Source organism: Propionicimonas sp., assembly GCF_049840635.1.
GTDB lineage: Bacteria > Actinomycetota > Actinomycetes > Propionibacteriales > Propionibacteriaceae > Propionicimonas.
Genome location: NZ_JASGKL010000004.1, coordinates 475482 through 494168 on the forward strand (window position 1 = coordinate 475482; position 18687 = coordinate 494168).

Sequence of the window (18687 nt, forward strand, 5' to 3'; positions counted from 1 at the left end):
CCCCGGCCCCAGGCCGAGAGTATTTCAGGCCGAGACCCCTGCCGGGCTCAGGCCCCGAAGGTCCAGGTGATCGGCTGGGTGATCGCCAGGCCCTGGTAGGTCGCGTCCGCGGAGGAGTCGAGGGTGATCTTCACTACGATCGTCACGGTCGAGCCGGCGGTGACGCCGGAGCCGATCGTCGTGGTCGTCCCTGCGAAGGCCGCAGCGGTGCCGGTGTAGACGCTGGTCCCGCCCGCGGTGATCACGAGGTTGAACTTGCCGCACAGCTGGGCCTGCGTGGCGGAGCCGTTGACGGTGCCGTTGGTCGACATCGTGCAGGTGCCGCCGCCCATGGTGAAGGTGGAGGCGTCGACGGTGCCGGAGTTCTTGATCGTGACGGTCGAGGTGACCGAGCCGCCCGGCTTCAGCGCCATGTAGCCGCTCGAGGCCGTGTTGCCGCCGAACTTGTTGATCGTGGAGCAGGTGGCGCTGCCGGTGGCGCCGCTGGTGCAGGTGGTGCCCATGTCGCTGCTGGTCTCGGTCATGACCAGGGTGCCCGTACCGGCGGTGTTGGCCGAGTTCGTGATCGCCGCGGTCAGCGCGGAGAAGGTCGGGGTCAGGCTGAAGGCCAGCAGCAGGGAGCTGAGGCCGCCGGCGATGACAACGGGCAGCGCGACTCCGCGACGCTTCCGGGCAGGCTTGTACGAATCGGACATGGCAGTAATTCCCCTAAGTCGTTGGATGAGTGGCACTCCCTGGGCGGCTGAGGACCCCTCCCGTAGCCGCTTGCAGTTCTTGTCGTGATGAATCATGTCGGATTCGCAACCCGTGTGCGAGTCCCCACGCAGGCGACACCCGTCCGGGTATCGCCTGCGTGGGTGACAAGGGCGTTCCCGGTCCCGTTCCGGGGTCGTGCGCGACCACCGATAGGATCGTCGGCATGCCCAAGGTCCTCACCGAACTCCCTGTCGGCGAACGCATCGGTCTGGCGTTCTCCGGCGGTCTCGACACGTCCGTCGCCGTTGCCTGGATGCGCGAGAAGGGCGCGGTGCCGTGCACCTACACCGGCAACCTCGGCCAGTACGACGAGCCCGACATCGACTCCGTCCCCGGGCGCGCGCTGGAGTACGGCGCGGAGCTGTCCCGGATGGTCGACTGCACGCCGGCGATGGTCGAGGAGGGCCTGGTCGCGCTGGTCTGTGGCGCGTTCCACATCCGCACCGGCGGCAAGACCTACTTCAACACCACCCCGATCGGACGCGCCGTCACCGGCACCATGCTCGTCCGCGCCATGCGTGAGGACGACGTGTGGATCTGGGGCGACGGCTCCACCTACAAGGGCAACGACATCGAGCGGTTCTACCGCTACGGCCTGATGGCCAACCCGCAGCTGCGGATCTACAAGCCGTGGCTGGACGCCGACTTCGTCCGCGAGCTCGGTGGACGCGCCGAGATGAGCCAGTGGCTGGCTGAGCGCGACCTGCCGTACCGCGACTCCAAGGAGAAGGCCTACTCCACCGACGCCAACATCTGGGGCGCCACGCACGAGGCCAAGGAGCTGGAGAACCTCGACGTCGGCATCGAGATCGTCGAGCCGATCATGGGGGTCCGGTTCTGGGACCCGGCCGTCGAGATCCTGACCGAGGACGTCACGGTCGGCTTCGAGCAGGGCCGGCCTGTGACCATCAACGGTCGGACCTTCGCCACCGCGGTCGACCTCGTCCGGGAGGCCAACGCGATCGGCGGGCGCCACGGGCTGGGCATGAGCGACCAGATCGAGAACCGGATCATCGAGGCGAAGTCGCGCGGCATCTACGAGGCGCCCGGGATGGCGCTGCTGCACATCTGCTACGAGCGGCTCGTCACCGCCATCCACAACGAGGACACGTTCACGAACTACCAGCTGGAGGGGCGCAAGCTCGGCCGGCTGATGTACGAGGGTCGCTGGCTCGACCCGCAGTCGCTGATGATCCGAGAGTCGCTGCAGCGCTGGGTCGGGTCCGCGATCACCGGCTCGGTGACGCTGCGGCTGCGCCGCGGGGACGACTGGTCGATCCTCGACACCGAGGGCCCGGCGCTGTCGTACCACCCCGAGAAGCTGTCCATGGAGCGGGTGGGCGACGCCGCGTTCGGGCCGACCGACCGGATCGGCCAGCTCACCATGCGCAACCTGGACATCGCCGACTCCCGCACCCGGCTCGAGCAGTACGCGCAGCTCGGCCTGGTCGGTGGCGAGGTGTCCGCCCTGGTCGGCCAGCTCGACTCCGGTCGGGCGTCCCAGATCACCGCGGGCAACGCGACCGAGCCCGCGATCGAGGAGGCCCAGAACCTCTCCGGCATGGAGTCCGGCACCGACTGACGCGAACCCGCTGCGCCACCACCATCGGCGACAGCCCGGCCGCCCTTCTCTCCTGTCATCCCGGCGCAGGCCGGGATCTCGTGGTCGGCCCCCCTCTTCTGTCATCCCGGCGGAGGCCGGGATCTCGTCGTCGGCCCGCCCACGGTTGTCATCCCGGCGGAGGCCGGGATCTCGTGGTCGGCCCACCCTCTTCTGTCATCCCGGCGCAGGCCGGGATCTCGTGGTCGGGGTGGGGTCTGGTCTGTGGAGGGATCCCGGGTCAAGCCCGGGATGACGGGGGGTGGGTGCGCAGGCCGGGATCTCGTGGTCGGGGTGGGGTCTGGTCTGTGGAGGGATCCCGGGTCAAGCCCGGGATGACGGTGGGGCCACGCTCTTCTGTCATCCCGGCGGAGGCCGGGGTCTCGTGGTCGGGGTGGGTGTGGTCTGTGGAGGGATCCCGGGTCAAGCCCGGGATGACGGGGGGTGGGTGCGCAGGCCGGGATCTCGTGGTCGGGGTGGGTGTGGTCTGTGGAGGGATCCCGGGTCGAGCCCGGGATGACAAGTGGGTGGGGCAGGCTCAGCCGAGTTGGTTGGGGACGGCGCCGCCGTAGCGGCGGTCGCGGTGGGCGTACAGCTCGATCGCGCGCCACAGGTCGCGGCGGTCGAAATCGGGCCACAGTCGGTCCAGGAAGACCATCTCCGCGTACGCGGACTGCCACAGCAGGAAGTTCGACGTGCGCTGCTCGCCAGACGAGCGCACGAACAGGTCGACGTCGGGGATCTCGGGTTCGTCGAGGAAGCGGCGGAACCGTTCCTCGGTGAGCCGGGACGGGTCGAGCTCGCCGCGGACGGCTGCCTCGGCGACCGCGCGGGCCGCGTCCACGATCTCGGCCCTCCCGCCGTAGTTCACGCAGAACTGCAGAGTGAGGACATCGTTGCCCTCGCTCTGCACCTCCGCCTCCTGCAGTTCCCTGATCACGCTGCGCCACAGCTTCGGCGTCCGGCCCGCCCACCGGATCCGGACGCCCATGGCGTCCAGCTGGTCCCTGCGGCGGTGGATGACGTCGCGGTTGAAGCCCATCAGCCAGCGCACCTCGTCGGGGGAGCGGCGCCAGTTCTCGGTGGAGAACGCGTAGGCCGACAGGTACCGCACCCCGATCTCGATCGCGCCCTCGATCACGTCGAACAGCGCGTCCTCGCCGCGGGCGTGGCCCTCGGTGCGGGGCAGGTTCCGGGCCTTCGCCCAGCGCCCGTTCCCATCCATCACGATCGCGACGTGGCGGGGGAGCAGCTTCGGGTCGATCACCGGCGGCCGGGCGCCCGAGGCGTGCGGGACGGGCGGACGGAACTGCTTGCGCTGGGCCACGCCAGAACTCTACGGCCCGGTCAGGTGAAGGGGAGCGACACCTTGTTCAGGCGGTTGTGCTGCGCCCTGGTCAGCTTGAGCTCCGCGGCCGCCATGATCGGGCCGACCTGCTCGGCCGAACTCGCGGACGCGATCGGCGCCGCGACCCCCGGCTGGTGGCCGACCCACGCCAGGGCGACCGTCGCCGGCTCGACCCCGAGTTCGTCGGCGACGGCCACGACCGCGTCCACCACGTCGAAGCCGGCGTCGGTCGCATAGGAGCGCACCCGTCCGGCACGGGCACCATGGATCTGCTCGCCGCGCCCATACTTGCCGGTGAGGAAGCCCGCGGCCAGTCCGTAGTACGGGACGAGCGCGAGGTGGTGCTGCGCGCACAGCGCGGCCAGTCCGGAGGTCTCCACCTCCGCCCGGTGGACCAGGTTGTACTGCGGCTGGACGGCGACCGGCAGCGCGAGGCCCTCCTTCGTGGCGACGTCCATCACCTCGGCGACCCGCTCGGTGGTGAAGTTGGACAACCCGTAGTGCCGGACCGCCCCGCTGTGGATCAGCTGGTCGAACGCGCCCAGCCACTCCGCGGTCGGCACGTGGGGGTCGTCCTCGTGCGCGTAGTACAGGTCGATCGTCTCGACGCCGAGCCGCCGCCGCGAGCCGTCCAAGCAGATCCGGATGTTGGCCGGACGCAGGCCACGGTGGACGGGGTGCTTGGCGACCTTCGTGGCCACCACCACCTTGTCCCGGTTGCCGCGGTGCCGCAGCCAGCCGCCGATCACGCTCTCGGACTCGCCTCCCCGGTGGCCCGGCACCCAGGTCGAGTACGCGTCCGCGGTGTCGACGAAGTTCCCGCCCGCGTCGACGAACGCGTCGAGGACGGCCTCGGACGTGGCCGCGTCGGCCGTCCAGCCGAACACGTTCCCGCCGAGGCAGAGCGGAGACACTCTCAACGTTGAGATCCGGTGCATGGCCTCAGCCTAGGGTGACAACGCGAAGTCCACGCTCAGATGCACGCAGAGCTCGCTCGTGGCGTTCAGTTCGATGCCGAGGTCGAGGGGCGCGGACGCTCCGCGCGCCGACGCGGCCATCATCGGGGCGGGGAACGCCCGGTCCATCCGCGCGGGCATGCTCCACGAGTCCGACGCCTCCAGGATCCCGGTCACCTCGAGTCCGGCGGCGGCAGCGACGGCGTCCGCCTTGCGCCTGGCCATCGTCATGGCCGTGGCGGTCACTCCGACACTGGCCTCGAACTCGTCGTAGACCCACTCGACCCGGTCCACGGCCAGGCCCTGGCGGTCGGCCAGCACGCCCAGCACGTCGGGGAGCAGGTCGGTGGCGACGTCGACGACCAGGCCGAACTCCACGCTCTGGCTGCGCAGCAGTCGGCCGTCGCTCGTGGACAGGCGCACACCGGTGACCTCCACGGCATCCTCGGGCACGCCGTGCGCGGCCAGGTCGGCCACCAGTTCACGGACGAGCGCAGCCTTCCGCCCGGCCACGCCGGAGGTCAGCGTCGCCGAGCCGGTGACCGTGGCGTGGACGCGGGCGGAGCGCGCCGAGATCCGAACGGTGTGGTCGACGGTGATGCGAAGGGTTCCCATGGCAGCGAGCCTAGATCAGGAGGGTACGAAGCCACCCACTACGGCCCTGAACCCAGAGCCGCCACAGTGGAGCGGCACGAAAGCTGGGCGGCTCCCTCTCCTTGGGGACGCCGTTCGCTGACAGCGAGGTTTCACGGGTTATCCGGCGAGGATGCCGACCGCCAGCCCGAGACAGCGAGGTTGCCCGGCATATGGGGCGGCCGGCCGGGCGGATAAGCCGGGCAACCTCGCGGTCAGCCGGGGCGATGGTCGGAGACGTCCCGATAACCCGGGAAACCTCGCGGTCGCGCTCGGTCCCCGACGGCCTCCCTGCCGCGCGAGACCAGCAGCGGGTCGGTCTCGCCAACGATCGCCCCGTCCTTGCCCTTGTCGTCGAACAGGCTGAGGAACAGGCGCATCGCGTTCAGCCGGTCACCCTTCTTGTCACTGCTCTGAACCGTCTGGGCGTGGCCCCCGGATCCGGAGCACGCCGCAGTATGGCCGGGAGGTCAGGTGTTCTCGACCGCGGCCCGCTCGACGACCAGGCCTGCGGCGAACCGCTCGACGTACGCCTCGAAGCCGGCGACGTCGGACGGGTCGGGCTCGACCGTCTCGATCGCGGCACCGGCGAAGACCGTGGTGGTCAGGTAGTCGGCGAGCGACTGGCCCTCCGCGCGGTCCCTGGCGTAGGCGGCGAGCAGTGCGATACCCCAGGCGCCCCCCTCCGCGGCGATGTCGCCGACCGAGACCGGCGCGTCGACCGCAGCCGCGAGGTAGCGCTGGGCGACGCCCCGCGTCCGGAACAGGCCGCCGTGGGCGAACAGTGCGTCCAGCCCGACGGACTCCTCCCTGAGCAGGATGTTCATGCCGATCCGCAGGCTCGCCAGCGCCGCGAACAGCTGCGCGCGCATGAAGTTCGCGAGCGTGAGGTGGGAGTCCGGCGTCCGAACGAACAGCGGCCGGCCCTCCTCCAGCCCGGTGATGTGCTCACCGGAGAGGTAGTTGTACGCGAGCAGGCCGCCCGCGTCCGGGTCGCCCTCGAGGGAGGCACGGAACAGCGTCTCGAAGACGGTCCCGGTGTCGGCGGTGGCGCCGATCCGTCCAGCGAACTCCCCGAACAGAGCGGCCCACGCGTTCAGCTCGCTCGCCCCGTTGTTGCAGTGCACCATCGCCACCAGGTCGCCCGACGGGGTGGTGACCAGGTCGAGTTCCGGGTGCATCCGGGTCAGCTCGTGCTCGAGCACCACCATGGCGAAGATCGACGTGCCCGCGCTCACGTTGCCCGTGCGAGGCGCCACCGAGTTGGTGGCGACCATCCCGGTACCGGCGTCGCCCTCCGGCGGGCAGAACGGGATCCCCGGCTGCAGGGTGCCGGACGGGTCGAGAAGCGCGGCCCCGGCCGCGCTCAGCGCTCCGGCGGGCTGCCCGGCCGCGCGCACGGAAGGAAGGATGTCGGCGAGGTTGCAGGCGAAGCCCGCCTCAGCGACCAGCTCGTCGAACCGGGTGACCATGGCGGCGTTGTAGCCGCCGGTCGTGGTGTCGATGGGGAACATGCCGGACGCGTCGCCGACGCCGAGCACGCGCTCGCCGGTGAGCTGGTGGTGCACGTAGCCGGCCAGCGTGTTGATCGTGGCGATCCGCGCCACGTGCTCCTCGCCGTTGAGGATCGCCTGGTACAGGTGCGCGATCGACCAGCGCTGCGGGATGTTGTGGCCGAGGACCGCGCTGAGCTGCTCGCTCGCCGGCCCGGTGATCGTGTTGCGCCAGGTGCGGAACGGCACCAGTAACTGGTCGTTCGCGTCGAAGGCGAGGTAGCCGTGCATCATCGCCGAGACGCCCATCGCTCCGACGGTGCGCAGTTCGACGCCGTACCGCGCGCGGACGTCGTCGGCCAGCGAGCGGAACGCGTCCCTCAGGCCCGTCCACACGGCGTCCAGCGAGTACGTCCACACCCGGGCGACGAACTGGTTCTCCCAGTCGTGGCCGCCGGTGGCGAGCGGCTGGTTGTCCGGGCCGGTGAGGACGGCCTTGATCCTCGTCGAGCCGAATTCGATGCCCAGCGCCGTGCGTCCTTCCGCAATGGCGGCGCGGATGTCCTCGATCATCGTTGATCCCTTCCTCGAGCGGTCAGCGCGGCGACGTCCAGCGCGTCCCGTGACCGGTCCACGGCCATCATGGCAGGCGAGTGTGTGCGCTAACAACGGCTCGCCGCGTCGTCCTGTCCGGCTCCCGTGCCGAGCGGGGGGAGAATGGTCGCGTGCCGACCTACCGTGACGAGGCGGTCGTGCTCCGGACCCACAAGTTGGGCGAGGCCGACCGGATCATCACCATGCTCTCGCGTCGGAACGGAAAGGTCCGGGCCGTCGCCAAGGGCGTGCGGCGGACGTCGTCGAAGTTCGGCGCCCGCCTGGAGCCGTTCAGCCACGTCGACCTCCAGTTCGCGACGGGTCGCACGCTCGACGTGATCACCCAGGCCGTCACGCTCCACGCGTACTCCGAGCCGCTCGCGCACGACTACGAGCGCTACACGACCGGGCAGGTCATGATCGAGACCGCCGACCGGCTGGTCACGGAGGAGCGCGAGCCGGCCCTGCAGCAGTTCCAGTTGCTCGTCGGGGCGCTGCACGCGCTGACCGCGGGCACGACGGACGGGCCCCGGCCACCCGCGATGGTGATGGACGCCTACCTCTTGCGCTCGGTCGCGCTCGCCGGGTACGCCCCGACGCTCACCGACTGCGCGCGCTGCGGTGCGGAGGGTCCGCACGAGGCGTTCTCGCCCCAGCTCGGCGGGATGGTGTGCCGGCGCTGCCGGCCGCCGGGCTCCGCGCACCCCGCTCCCGCAACCGTCGCCTACCTCGCCGCCCTGCTCACCGGGGACTGGCAGGGCACGCAGGGGGTCGGCGACGTCACCGTCCGGCAGGGCAGTGGCCTGGTGGCCGCGTTCATCGGCTGGCACCTGGAGCGCGGACTGCGCTCGCTGGGGCACGTCGAGCGCACCCGCGTCCCTGATTGAACGACACGCTGCGCGACCCCTCTGCACTTGCCACGGGGCTGTCGGAGGTGCTGTGATACCGGTAACATCAGGGAGGTCGGCGGCACCGAGGCCGCGAAACCCCGGACTCACAGTGAGGTGACGGATCCCGTGCGAACCACATCGCGACCGGCTCTACCCGGCGTCCCCCGCGCAGGCGGCGGACGATGACCGGCGTGCCGGCGGAACTCCGGCAGGTCGTCGACGAGCTGAAGGCCGAGGTCGCGGCGCTCCACGCGGAGCTGCCGCGCAACAACCTGGTGGTCTGGACGGCGGGCAACGTGTCGGCCAGGGTGCCGGGCGCCGACCTGCTGGTGATCAAGCCGTCCGGCGTGTCGTACGACGACCTCACCCCGGAGGCGATGGTGGTCTGTGACTTCGAGGCGAACCTCGTCGAGGGGGAGCGCAACCCGTCCTCCGACACCGCGGCGCACGCGTACGTGTACGCGCACATGCCCGAGGTCGGCGGGGTCGTGCACACCCACTCCGACTACGCGACGGCGTGGGCGGCCCGGCGTGAGCCGATCCCGTGCGTTCTGACCATGATCGGCGACGAGTTCGGCGGGGAGATCCCGGTGGGCCCGTTCGCCCTGATCGGTGACGACTCGATCGGCCGAGGCATCGTCGAGACCCTGCGCTCGAGCAGGTCTCCGGCGGTGCTGATGGCCAACCACGGCCCGTTCACGATCGGGGCCAGCGCCAGGGCGGCGGTGAAGGCCGCCGTGATGGTCGAGGACGTCGCGCGCACCGTCCACCTGGCCCGGCAACTCGGCGAACCGGTGCCGATCCCGCAGGCCGACATCGACAGGCTTTTCGACCGTTACCAGAACATCTACGGACAAGGGAGTGCCCAATGAGCAAGCAGATCTGGTTCCTGACCGGCAGCCAGGGCCTGTACGGCGAGGACGTGCTGCTGCAGGTGCGGGACCAGTCCGCGCAGATCTCCGACGCGCTCGCCGCGTCCGAGCAGATCCCCGTCGAGGTCGTCGCGAAGCCGGTACTGACGGACGCGTCCGCGATCCGCCGCGTGATGCTGGACGCGAACGCCGACGACGACTGCGTCGGTGTGATCGCATGGATGCACACCTTCAGCCCGGCGAAGATGTGGATCGGCGGCATGGACGCGCTGGCCAAGCCGTTCCTGCACCTGCACACCCAGGTGAACGTGGACCTGCCGTGGGCGACCATCGACATGGACTTCATGAACCTCAACCAGGCCGCGCACGGCGACCGCGAGTTCGCGTTCATCGCCACCCGGCTCGGCGTCCCGCGCAAGACCGTCTCCGGCCACGTCTCCGACCCCCGCGTGGTGGCCAGGGTCGGGGTGTGGGCGCGTGCGGCGCTGGCGCGTGCCGAGGTGCGGACGCTGAAGCTGGTCCGCTTCGGCGACAACATGCGCAACGTCGCGGTCACCGAGGGCGACAAGGTCGAGGCCGAGCGCCGGTTCGGCGTGTCGGTGAACACCTGGGGTGTGAACGACATGGTCGCGGTGGTGGACGCGGTCGCCGAGAGCCGGATCGACGCGCTGGTCGAGGAGTACCTCGACCTCTACGACGTGGCTCCCGAACTGCACCCGGGCGCCGACCGGCATGATTCGCTGCGCTACGGCGCCCGGATCGAGGCCGCCCTGCGTACCTTCGTCGTGGACGGCGGCTACGGGGCGTTCACCACGAACTTCGAGGACCTCGGCGGGCTGCGCCAGTTGCCCGGCCTGGGCGTCCAGCGCCTCGAGGCGGAGGGCATCGGCTTCGCCGGCGAGGGCGACTGGAAGACCGCCGTCCTGGGCAGGACGCTGGGCGTGATGGCCGCGGGGCTGCCCGGCGGCACCTCCTTCATGGAGGACTACACCTACCACCTGGAGCCCGGCAACGAGCTGAGCCTCGGCGCGCACATGCTCGAGGTCAGCCCGTCCATCGCGCTCGGCAAGCCGCGGATCGAGATCCACCCGCTGGGCATCGGGGACCGCGAGGACCCGGTCCGGATGGTGTTCGACGCGGCTCCGGGCGAGGGCGTCACGCTCGGCCTGTGCGACCTGGGCGACCGGTTCCGCATGGTGGCGAACGAGATCGAGGTGGTCGCGCCGCTGGCCGACATGCCGAAGCTCCCGGTCGCACGGGCGGTGTGGAAGGCGAAGCCGGACTTCACCACGTCGACGGAGTGCTGGCTGAGCGCGGGCGGGCCGCACCACACCGTGCTGTCGACCGCGCTCACCTCCGAGCACCTGACCGACCTGTCCGAGATGCTCGGCGTCGAGCTCGCCCTGATCGGCGAGGGCACGACGACCAACCAGTTCATCAAGGAACTGCGCTGGACCAACGCCTACCACCGCCTGGCGATGGGCTTCTAGGCCGGCCCCCCACCGTCGAACCCCGGACCGCGCGAGCGGTCCGGGGTTCGCTGTGTCCGTGCGGCTCAGGCGGGGTCGGCGATCAGGACCTCGGAGATCGCCGACTCGAGGGTCGCGCGGATCTCGGCGCTGGCCCCGTGGTCCATCACGATCGTGTCCGCACGGCTGAGCGGAGCCATCGAGACGAGGCCCACCACTCCCCATTTGGTGTGGTCGGCGACCACCACGAGGTGCTGCGCGGCATCGATGAGGTAGCGGTTCGTGTCGGCCTCAAGGAGGTTCGGGCAGGTGAACCCGACCCGCTCCTCGATCCCGTGCACGCCGAGGAAGACGACGTCGAGGTTGAGGCCGGTGAGGGAACGGACGGCCAGCTCGCCGACCAGGGCGTCGGACGGCGTCCGTTGCCCACCGGTGAGCAGCACTGTCCGGTCGGGGCGAGGGCTCTCGCGGAACACCTGGGCGACCGGGATGGAGTTCGTGATCACCGTGAGGTCCTCCACGTCCAGCAGGTACCGGGCGAGCGTGGCCGTGGTCGTGCCGGCCGAGAGCCCGATCGTCTGGCCGTGGGTGACGAGCGTTGCCGCGACCTGCGCGATCGTCTGCTTGGCCGCCTCCATCTCGCCGCGCTTGGCGTCGAAGCCGGGCTCGTGCCTGCTGTCGTTCCTGCGGGCCCTCGCGCCGCCGTGCACGCGGGAGACCAGGCCCTGGCGGTCAAGTTCGACGAGGTCACGTCGCACGGTCATGTCGGACACCTGGAACGTGCGGGTCAGGTCGCTGACCCGGACCCAGCCGCGTTCGGCGACGAGCGCCAGGATCGACTGCTGCCGATCCGCAGCCAGGAGGAGACTGTCTCTGCTCACGTGAGCGATCATGCCAGATTCACCCGTAATAATCACCAGTTGATGAGTGTTTTCGTTCGGAATCTTCGTCTCGCGCGGGTCCGTCCGCACGTCGTGGGGCGGCTTCGACCGCGCCTGTCGACCCGGGTGGGGAGGTGTGATCGCGAATCGATCTCCGTCGGAACGGCCGAGCTCCCCAATGTGACGTTCACTAGGTGGTATGAGTCCATCCTAGGCCTGAACTGCGAGCAAGGGCGGCTCGGCACAGGCGCCACACAGGCGACTCTCATGGTCCCGACAAGTTGCCCACAAGTTGCCGAAAAGCGGTTGACACCGCCTCCGTGGGGATCGAAAGTGAGCGCGTCGCAAATGTGCGATTGCGTTTGGTTCCTGTTCGCAGCTGGTGTTCGACTCAGAGAGGAGTCACTCTTTCATGCTACGTAAATTGACGGTCCTGGCGGTGGGCGCAAGCCTCGCCCTCGGGCTGCCTGCGCTGTCGTTGGCCACGGCGCCAACGGCCGCCGCCCTCGACAACGGCCTCGCACTCACCCCTCCGATGGGCTGGAACGACTGGAACTCCTTCGGGTGCGACATCAACGAACAGGACGTCATCGACACGATCGACCTGTTCGTCTCCACCGGCCTGCGGGACGCGGGCTACGAGTACATCAACATCGACGACTGCTGGGCGGAGTCGACCCGAGACGCCGACGGCAAGCTCGTGCCCAGCGCCGAGGACTTCCCCGACGGGATCGCCTACGTGGCCGACTACGCCCATGCGCACGGCCTGAAGCTCGGCATCTACTCCAGCGCGGGCGACACCACCTGCCAGCGGGTCCAGCCCGGCTCCCTCGGCCACGAACTCACCGACGCCCGGACGTTCGTGGAGTGGGGCGTCGACTACCTGAAGTACGACAACTGCGGCACCAAGGACGGGTACGAGGAGACCCAGGAGTCCTACATGGCGCGCTACCAGGTGATGGCGGACGCCATCGCCCAGGTCAAGGAGGAGACCGGGAAGTCGCTGCTCTACAGCATCTGCGAGTGGGGCAACTACGAGCCGTGGACCTGGGCAGGGGAGCAGGGCAACCTGTGGCGGACCACCTTCGACATCTCCGACACCTACTCCAGCATGCTGGGCATCTTCAAGGACAACGCCGCACTCGCCGAGTACGCCGGTCCCGGCGCCTGGAACGACCCTGACATGCTGCAGGTCGGCAACGGGGGCATGACCGACGAGGAGTACCGCACACACTTCAGCCTCTGGTCGATGATGGCCGCACCGCTGCTGATCGGTACCGACCTGCGCGAGGCCGACGAGGCCACGATGGACATCTTCCTGAACACCGATGTCATCGCGGTCGACCAGGACACCCTCGGCAAGCAGGCCACCGTGATCAGCCAGGACAACGGGTTGTACGTCCTCGCCAAGCCGCTGTCGAACGGTGACGTGGCCGTCGCGTTGTTCAACTCCGGGTCGAAGGCACGCACGATCTCCACGACCACGACCGCGGTGGGCGCGGCCAGCAGCAAGAACTACAAGCTGACCGACCTGTGGTCGAAGGAGGCCACCGCAACCACGAAGAACATCAGCGCGTACGTCTCCGGTCACCAGACGGTGGTCTACCGGGTGTCGGCCACCTCCCAGGTGCGGCCCTCGACCACGCTGTCGATCAAGGCGTCCTCGGAGTCGGTGAAGGCCGGTGGCACGACGAAGGTCTCCGTGACGCTGAAGAACAACAGCGACTCGAAGCTCACCTCGGCCTCGGTCAAGCTCACCCGGCCCGATGGCTGGAAGCTGGTGAACCGGAACGCGGGCAGGACGACGATCACGAAGGGCTCGAAGTCCACGACCACCTTCGTCGTGAAGGCGCCCAAGGCGTCCACGCCGATCAGCTCCGGAACGTTCACCGCCGCGTCGTCCTTCCGGTACGGAGGGATCACCTACACCGGGTCCTCGGCGCTGGACGTCTCCAGCTACAAGCCGGTGACCAGCACGTTCCGCGTGGCCGACACCACGTCCAGTGATGATGCGGTGGCCGGCCAGCTCGGCTCGACCATCCAGATCCTGGCCGCAGGATCGGGCGTCGGGCCGGCCACGAGCAGCTTCACCGGCACGACCGCAGCGTCCGATGAGTACGGTGCGGTCTACCGGAAGAAGTCGGTGGACGCGGATGACACGATCCAGGCCACGGTCACCACGGTCGGTGGCACCGGTTCTGCGGACCGGACCGGCCTGATGGTGCGCAACGACATGGACGGAGGCGTGGTGGGCGTGGCCCTCTACGTGAACGGCCAGAGCAGCGTGTCGATGGTCTACAGCACCGAGGCGGGCACCGAGTACACCGCGAGCTACCCGGTGAGCCAGGGCCCCGGCCCCGGCGGTCCCGGTGGCGGCGGGATCAGCGTGACCCTTCCGGTGACGCTGAAGCTGGAGCGCAGTGGCACGACCTTCATCGGCTACTACTCCACCGACGCGGGCGCGACCTTCACCCGGATCGGCGGTGATGACGGGTCGGTGACCGTTGCCGACGCGGCGGCCGCGACCACGATGGACGCCGGTGTCTTCCACACCTCCGGATCGGGTGCGGCAGCGACCACGGCGGAGGTGAGCGGCCTGGTCGTGAGTTGACCGTCCCGCCCCAGGGACGCTGAGGGTGCCGGCCGGACCCCCGTCCGGCCGGCACCGCCCACAGGGTAGGCCGGAACGCACGATTTCCGCGGCGCCCCTGCCATCCGAAGAATGCAGGAATGCCGGTTGCCGAAGGTTTTCGGCAGCTCTCGAGAATGTATTTCAAGGGGTGAATTCGGCGTGCGGTCGGCGCCGGCGCAGCCGAGGACGCGACGCCGGTGGTCGGCCGGCCCTGCGCCTGGGCAGACGCTGGCCCCGTTCGACGAAGCCAGCCCCTGTTCGTCGCCCTCGACGGATGCTCCCGGTGTCGCGCACGGCTCGCGGACAGCGTCTGCGACGCCGTGATGTTTCCGGTAACATCCGCCGTGGTGTTTGCGGTCACATCGTTGTGAAACTGTGACCTTCCGCACGCCGTGGCCGCGTTGACGCGGTGGCTGCGGGATGAAAACATGACGGCACGCACACTTCCCGGCAAAGGCTGCCGGAACGACCATTCAGGTCGGTACTCAAGGACGAGAAGGAGCGCACAAGAAATGCGGAAGATTGGAATGGCGATCGTCAGTATCGCCACCGCACTCATGCTGGCCGCCTGTGGCGGCACCGGTGCCGGGGGTGGCGCAGCCACGTCCGCCAGCGCCGGCGGCAGCGCGGCAGCCGGCGACACACTGGTGGGCGTGGCCATGCCGACGCAGACCTCGGAGCGTTGGATCGCCGACGGCAACGCGGTCAAGGAGGGCCTGGAGAAGGCCGGCTACAAGGTCGACCTCCAGTACGCCAACGACGACATCCCGACCCAGACCCAGCAGATCGACGCCATGATCACCGCCGGCGCCAAGCTGCTGATCATCGCGGCCATCGACGGCACCGCGCTCACCAGCCAGCTGGAGACCGCGGCGTCCAAGGGGATCAAGGTCATCGCGTACGACCGCCTGATCCGCGACAGCGAGAACGTCGACTTCTACGTGTCGTTCGACAACTACAAGGTCGGCGTGGCGCAGGCCACCGCCCTGCTGTACGGCCTCGGCGTGACCGACCGTGACGGCAAGGCCACCGGCACCGCGACCAAGGGCCAGAAGATCGAGCTGTTCGCCGGCTCGCTGGACGACAACAACGCCCACTTCTTCTGGAACGGCGCCATCGACACCCTGAAGCCCTACATCACCGACGGCACCCTCGTCGTGGGCTCCGGCCAGGACACCATCGAGCAGGCGGCCACGCTGCGCTGGCTGCAGGAGACCGCCCAGAAGCGCATGGAGGACCTGCTGACCTCCACCTACGGCGGCAAGGGCACCGGCCTCAAGGGCGTCCTGTCCCCGTACGACGGCATCTCTCGCGGCATCATCACCGCCCTCCAGGGTGTGGGCATGGGCCCGTCGATCAAGGAAGGCCTGCCGGTCGTCACCGGTCAGGACGCCGAGATCGCCTCGGTCAAGCTGATCGCCGACGGCGTCCAGCAGTCCACCATCTTCAAGGACACCCGCAAGCTGGCCGCGCAGGCCGTCACCGCCGCCCAGGACTTCCTGAGTGGCAAGACCCCGACCCCGAACAACACCACGGACTACGACAACGGCAAGAAGGTCGTCCCGTCCTTCCTGCTCGAGGTCGACACGGTCTACGCCGACACGATCCAGGCCATGCTGATCGACTCCGGCTACTGGACCGAGGACGAGGTCAAGTCCGGCGTCGCCAAGTGATCGAGTCCTGACCAACCGGGGTGGGCCCAGTTCGACTGGGCCCACCCCGGGCAACTGTCTGTCTGAGGAAGTGAAATGAGCGAAATCCTCCAGATGCGGTCGATCACCAAGGAGTTCCCCGGCGTCCTCGCCCTGAAGGACGTGACGCTGACGGTGGAACAAGGGGAGATCCACGCGATCTGTGGAGAGAACGGGGCCGGCAAGTCGACCCTGATGAAGGTCCTTTCGGGGGTGTACCCCCACGGCACGTACACGGGCGAGATCATCCTCGACGGCGAGGAGATGAGCTTCGGATCGATCAACGACTCCGAGGCCAGGGGCATCGTGATCATCCACCAGGAGCTGGCCCTCGTGCCGTACCTCTCGGTGGCGGAGAACCTCTTCCTCGGCAACGAGGTGAAGGGCTTCGCGGGGTTGATCGACTGGAATGCCGCCAACGCCCGGGCCACCGAACTGATGAACCGGGTCGGCCTGCACGAGAACCCGACCACACCGGTCTCCCAGCTGGGCGTCGGCAAGCAGCAGCTGATCGAGATCGCGAAGGCGCTGGCCAAGGACGTCCGGCTGCTGATCCTCGACGAGCCCACCGCCGCCCTGAACGACACCGACTCCGAGCACCTGCTGGGGCTGATCCGTCAGCTCAAGGAGCAGGGCATCACGTCGATCATGATCTCCCACAAGCTGAACGAGATCGCCGAGATCGCCGACAACACCACGATCATCCGGGACGGTCGCACGATCGAGACGATCGACATGTCCGACCCGGCCTCCACCCAGGAGCGGATCATCCGCGGCATGGTGGGTCGCGACCTCGAGCACCGGTTCCCCGAGCGGACGCCGGAGATCGGCGACCCCGTCCTCGAGGTGAAGGACTGGACGGTCTACCACCCGACGCAGACCGGGCGGCTGATCATCGACCACGCGTCCTTCAGCGTCCGGGCCGGCGAGGTCGTCGGCATCGCGGGGCTGATGGGCGCCGGGCGCACCGAGCTGGCGATGAGCCTGTTCGGCCACTCCTACGGTCGCGACATCAGCGGCGAGATCAGGATGCACGGCCAGGTCATCGGGGCACCGACGGTGTCGGACGCGATCCAGCACAAGATCGCCTACTGCACCGAGGACCGCAAGCGCTACGGCCTCAACCTGATCGCCGACATCAGGGAGAACATCTCCTCCGCGGGGCTGTTCAAACTGGCCAAGGGCGGCTGGGTGAACGGCAACGAGGAACTCCAGGTCGCGGAGGAGTACCGCAGGAACCTGAACATCAAGACCCCGACGGTGATGGCGCAGGTCGGCAAGCTGTCCGGCGGCAACCAGCAGAAGGTCGTGCTGAGCAAGTGGCTCTACACCGACCCGGAGGTCCTGATCCTCGACGAGCCGACCCGTGGCATCGACGTCGGCGCCAAGTACGAGATCTACACGATCATCAACCGCATGGTCGCAGCGGGGAAGGCCGTCGTGGTCATCTCCTCCGAGCTGCCCGAACTGCTCGGCATCTGCGACCGCATCTACACCCTCGCCTACGGGCGCATCACCGGTGAGCTGCCGGTCGGCGAGGCCTCCCAGGAGCGGCTGATGTCGCTCATGACGCTGGAGCGCGACCAGCCGATCCCGGTCACCAGCTTCTCCAGCTACGCCGCGCGCGTCGCGGACTCCACCACCGACTTCACGGACGAGACGAAGGGACTTCAACGATGACTGCCACCTCTGTGGCCGAGACTGCCGGGGTCGGCGAGGTTCTGAAGAGGAACCTGCGCCAGAACGGCATCCTGATCGCCTTCATCGTCGTCTTCGGCGTGGCGGCGGTGCTGAACCCGAACTTCCTCAGCGGCGGCAACATCACCAACCTGGTGCTGCAGTACTCCTACATCCTGATCCTGGCGATGGGCATGCTGCTGGTCATCGTCGCGGCGCAGATCGACCTGTCGGTCGGCTCCGTCGTCGCGCTGACCGGCGCCGTGTCGGCCGTCCTGGTGATCAAGAACGGCATGCCGTGGTGGGTGGGCGTCCTCGCAGCCCTCGGCGTCGGCCTGCTGGTGGGCGCGTGGCAGGGCTTCTGGGTGGCCTTCGTCGGCATCCCGGGCTTCATCGTCACGCTCGGCGGCATGCTGCTGTTCCGCGGCCTGACCTACCTGGTCCTGAACAGCATCTCGCTGTCGCCGTTCGGCGGCGCCTACTACGACATCGCGAACGGCTTCCAGAACGGCCTGCTCGGCGGGTACGGCGTGGACAACTTCACGATGCTGGTGTTCGCGCTGGGCGGGCTGGCCTTCGTCTACCTGCAGTGGCGCACCCGGCAGGGCCGGCTCCGCTACAAGCAGCAGGTCGACGGCCTGCCGCTGTTCATCGGCAAGCAGGTGGTCATCTTCGCCGTGCTGATGTGGTTCGGCTACCAGCTCGCCACCAGCCGTGGCCTGCCGAACGTGCTGGTGCTGCTGGTCATCCTGATCATCATCTACACGCTGGTCAGCCAGAAGACCGTGTTCGGACGCCACGTGTTCGCCATCGGCGGCAACCTCAACGCGGCCAAGCTGTCCGGCGTCCGGGTGCGGCGGATCAACTTCTGGGTGTTCGTGAACATGGGCCTGCTGGCGGCCGTCGCCGGCATCGTGTACTCGTCCCGCATGAACGCCGCGCAGCCCAACGCCGGTGACGGTGTCGAGCTGGACGCGATCGCCGCCTGCTTCATCGGCGGCGCGTCCACCACGGGCGGTATCGGACGGATCGGCGGCGCGATGATCGGCGGCATGATCATGGCCGTGATGAGCAACATCATGCAGCTGATGGGCTGGCCGCAGCCGACCCAGAAGGTGGCCAGGGGCCTGGTCCTCCTGCTCGCCGTCGCGTTCGACCTGTGGAACCGTCGTCGCTCGGAGACGGCCGCCTGATC

At 68.9% G+C, this 18687-nt stretch carries 15 protein-coding genes; 8 read left to right on the top strand and 7 right to left on the bottom strand.

Going from position 1 to position 18687, the window contains the following annotated elements; all coding sequences use genetic code 11:
• Positions 1-47: 47 nt before the first annotated feature.
• The gene (locus QM779_RS02430) at positions 48-695 is read right to left on the bottom strand and encodes a hypothetical protein (RefSeq protein WP_428531067.1); all 648 of its coding nucleotides are present in this window, start codon (positions 693-695) and stop codon (positions 48-50) included.
• Positions 696-919: 224 nt separating this feature from the next.
• Here QM779_RS02430 and argG point away from each other — a divergent pair, with 224 nt between their 5' ends.
• Positions 920-2338 carry an argininosuccinate synthase gene (gene argG / locus QM779_RS02435; RefSeq protein ID WP_428531070.1) on the top strand — a complete coding sequence of 473 codons (1419 nt, stop codon included), beginning with the start codon at positions 920-922 and terminating at the stop codon, positions 2336-2338.
• Positions 2339-2894: 556 nt separating this feature from the next.
• On the opposite strand, the gene QM779_RS02440 is transcribed toward argG, so the two are convergent.
• The 5 genes from QM779_RS02440 to QM779_RS02460 all read right to left on the bottom strand — a co-directional run bounded on the left by QM779_RS02440 (position 2895) and on the right by QM779_RS02460 (position 7359).
• On the bottom strand, positions 2895-3683 hold the full coding sequence (locus QM779_RS02440) for an isoprenyl transferase (RefSeq protein ID WP_428531073.1): 789 nt from the start codon (positions 3681-3683) through the stop codon (positions 2895-2897).
• 20 nt (positions 3684-3703) lie between these two features.
• Positions 3704-4618, bottom strand: coding sequence for an aldo/keto reductase (locus QM779_RS02445; RefSeq protein WP_428531076.1), 915 nt, complete (start codon positions 4616-4618; stop codon positions 3704-3706).
• Positions 4619-4651: 33 nt separating this feature from the next.
• Positions 4652-5275, bottom strand: a complete 624-nt coding sequence (locus QM779_RS02450; protein ID WP_428531079.1) for an SIMPL domain-containing protein — start codon at positions 5273-5275, stop codon at positions 4652-4654.
• Positions 5276-5508: 233 nt separating this feature from the next.
• Positions 5509-5673: a hypothetical protein gene (locus tag QM779_RS02455; protein ID WP_428531081.1), complete on the bottom strand. Its 165-nt coding sequence runs from the start codon at positions 5671-5673 to the stop codon at positions 5509-5511.
• A gap of 90 nt (positions 5674-5763) precedes the next feature.
• On the bottom strand, positions 5764-7359 hold the full coding sequence (locus QM779_RS02460; protein ID WP_428531084.1) for a xylulokinase: 1596 nt from the start codon (positions 7357-7359) through the stop codon (positions 5764-5766).
• A 152-nt stretch (positions 7360-7511) separates the two neighbouring features.
• Between QM779_RS02460 and recO the strand changes: the two genes are divergently transcribed.
• From recO to araA, 3 genes are all read left to right on the top strand, one after another.
• Positions 7512-8267 carry a DNA repair protein RecO gene (gene recO, locus QM779_RS02465; protein ID WP_428531087.1) on the top strand — a complete coding sequence of 252 codons (756 nt, stop codon included), beginning with the start codon at positions 7512-7514 and terminating at the stop codon, positions 8265-8267.
• Between the two features lie 185 nt (positions 8268-8452).
• Complete coding sequence (locus QM779_RS02470; RefSeq protein WP_428531090.1) at positions 8453-9142, top strand: L-ribulose-5-phosphate 4-epimerase; 690 nt, start codon at positions 8453-8455, stop codon at positions 9140-9142.
• On the top strand, positions 9139-10632 hold the full coding sequence (gene araA / locus QM779_RS02475; RefSeq protein WP_428531093.1) for an L-arabinose isomerase: 1494 nt from the start codon (positions 9139-9141) through the stop codon (positions 10630-10632). Before QM779_RS02470 ends, araA begins: the two co-directional genes overlap by 4 nt.
• Positions 10633-10697: 65 nt before the next feature.
• On the opposite strand, the gene QM779_RS02480 is transcribed toward araA, so the two are convergent.
• Positions 10698-11492: a DeoR/GlpR family DNA-binding transcription regulator gene (locus QM779_RS02480; protein WP_428531096.1), complete on the bottom strand. Its 795-nt coding sequence runs from the start codon at positions 11490-11492 to the stop codon at positions 10698-10700.
• 439 nt (positions 11493-11931) lie between these two features.
• On the opposite strand from QM779_RS02480, the gene QM779_RS02485 reads away from it, so the two are divergent.
• The 4 genes from QM779_RS02485 to mmsB all read left to right on the top strand — a co-directional run bounded on the left by QM779_RS02485 (position 11932) and on the right by mmsB (position 18685).
• The gene (locus QM779_RS02485; RefSeq protein WP_428531099.1) at positions 11932-14103 is read left to right on the top strand and encodes an NEW3 domain-containing protein; all 2172 of its coding nucleotides are present in this window, start codon (positions 11932-11934) and stop codon (positions 14101-14103) included.
• Positions 14104-14651: 548 nt separating this feature from the next.
• Entirely contained in the window at positions 14652-15797 is a 1146-nt protein-coding gene (gene chvE, locus QM779_RS02490) for a multiple monosaccharide ABC transporter substrate-binding protein (RefSeq protein ID WP_428531102.1), read from the top strand.
• 75 nt (positions 15798-15872) lie between these two features.
• The gene (gene mmsA, locus QM779_RS02495; RefSeq protein ID WP_428531105.1) at positions 15873-17495 is read left to right on the top strand and encodes a multiple monosaccharide ABC transporter ATP-binding protein; all 1623 of its coding nucleotides are present in this window, start codon (positions 15873-15875) and stop codon (positions 17493-17495) included.
• Positions 17492-18685 (top strand): multiple monosaccharide ABC transporter permease, encoded by a 1194-nt coding sequence (gene mmsB, locus QM779_RS02500; RefSeq protein WP_428531108.1) that lies wholly within the window; start codon positions 17492-17494, stop codon positions 18683-18685. Before mmsA ends, mmsB begins: the two co-directional genes overlap by 4 nt.
• Positions 18686-18687: the final 2 nt, after the last annotated feature.

Bases quoted from the DNA above. Each gene is read 5' to 3' on its own strand.
- QM779_RS02430 (WP_428531067.1), bottom strand. From the start codon at position 695: ATGTCCGATTCGTACAAGCCTGCCCGGAAGCGTCGCGGAGTCGCGCTG.
- argG (WP_428531070.1), top strand. From the start codon at position 920: ATGCCCAAGGTCCTCACCGAACTCCCTGTCGGCGAACGCATCGGTCTG.
- QM779_RS02450 (WP_428531079.1), bottom strand. From the start codon at position 5,275: ATGGGAACCCTTCGCATCACCGTCGACCACACCGTTCGGATCTCGGCG.
- QM779_RS02455 (WP_428531081.1), bottom strand. From the start codon at position 5,673: ATGCGCCTGTTCCTCAGCCTGTTCGACGACAAGGGCAAGGACGGGGCG.
- QM779_RS02460 (WP_428531084.1), bottom strand. From the start codon at position 7,359: ATGATCGAGGACATCCGCGCCGCCATTGCGGAAGGACGCACGGCGCTG.
- QM779_RS02470 (WP_428531090.1), top strand. From the start codon at position 8,453: ATGACCGGCGTGCCGGCGGAACTCCGGCAGGTCGTCGACGAGCTGAAG.
- araA (WP_428531093.1), top strand. From the start codon at position 9,139: ATGAGCAAGCAGATCTGGTTCCTGACCGGCAGCCAGGGCCTGTACGGC.
- chvE (WP_428531102.1), top strand. From the start codon at position 14,652: ATGGCGATCGTCAGTATCGCCACCGCACTCATGCTGGCCGCCTGTGGC.
- mmsA (WP_428531105.1), top strand. From the start codon at position 15,873: ATGAGCGAAATCCTCCAGATGCGGTCGATCACCAAGGAGTTCCCCGGC.
- mmsB (WP_428531108.1), top strand. From the start codon at position 17,492: ATGACTGCCACCTCTGTGGCCGAGACTGCCGGGGTCGGCGAGGTTCTG.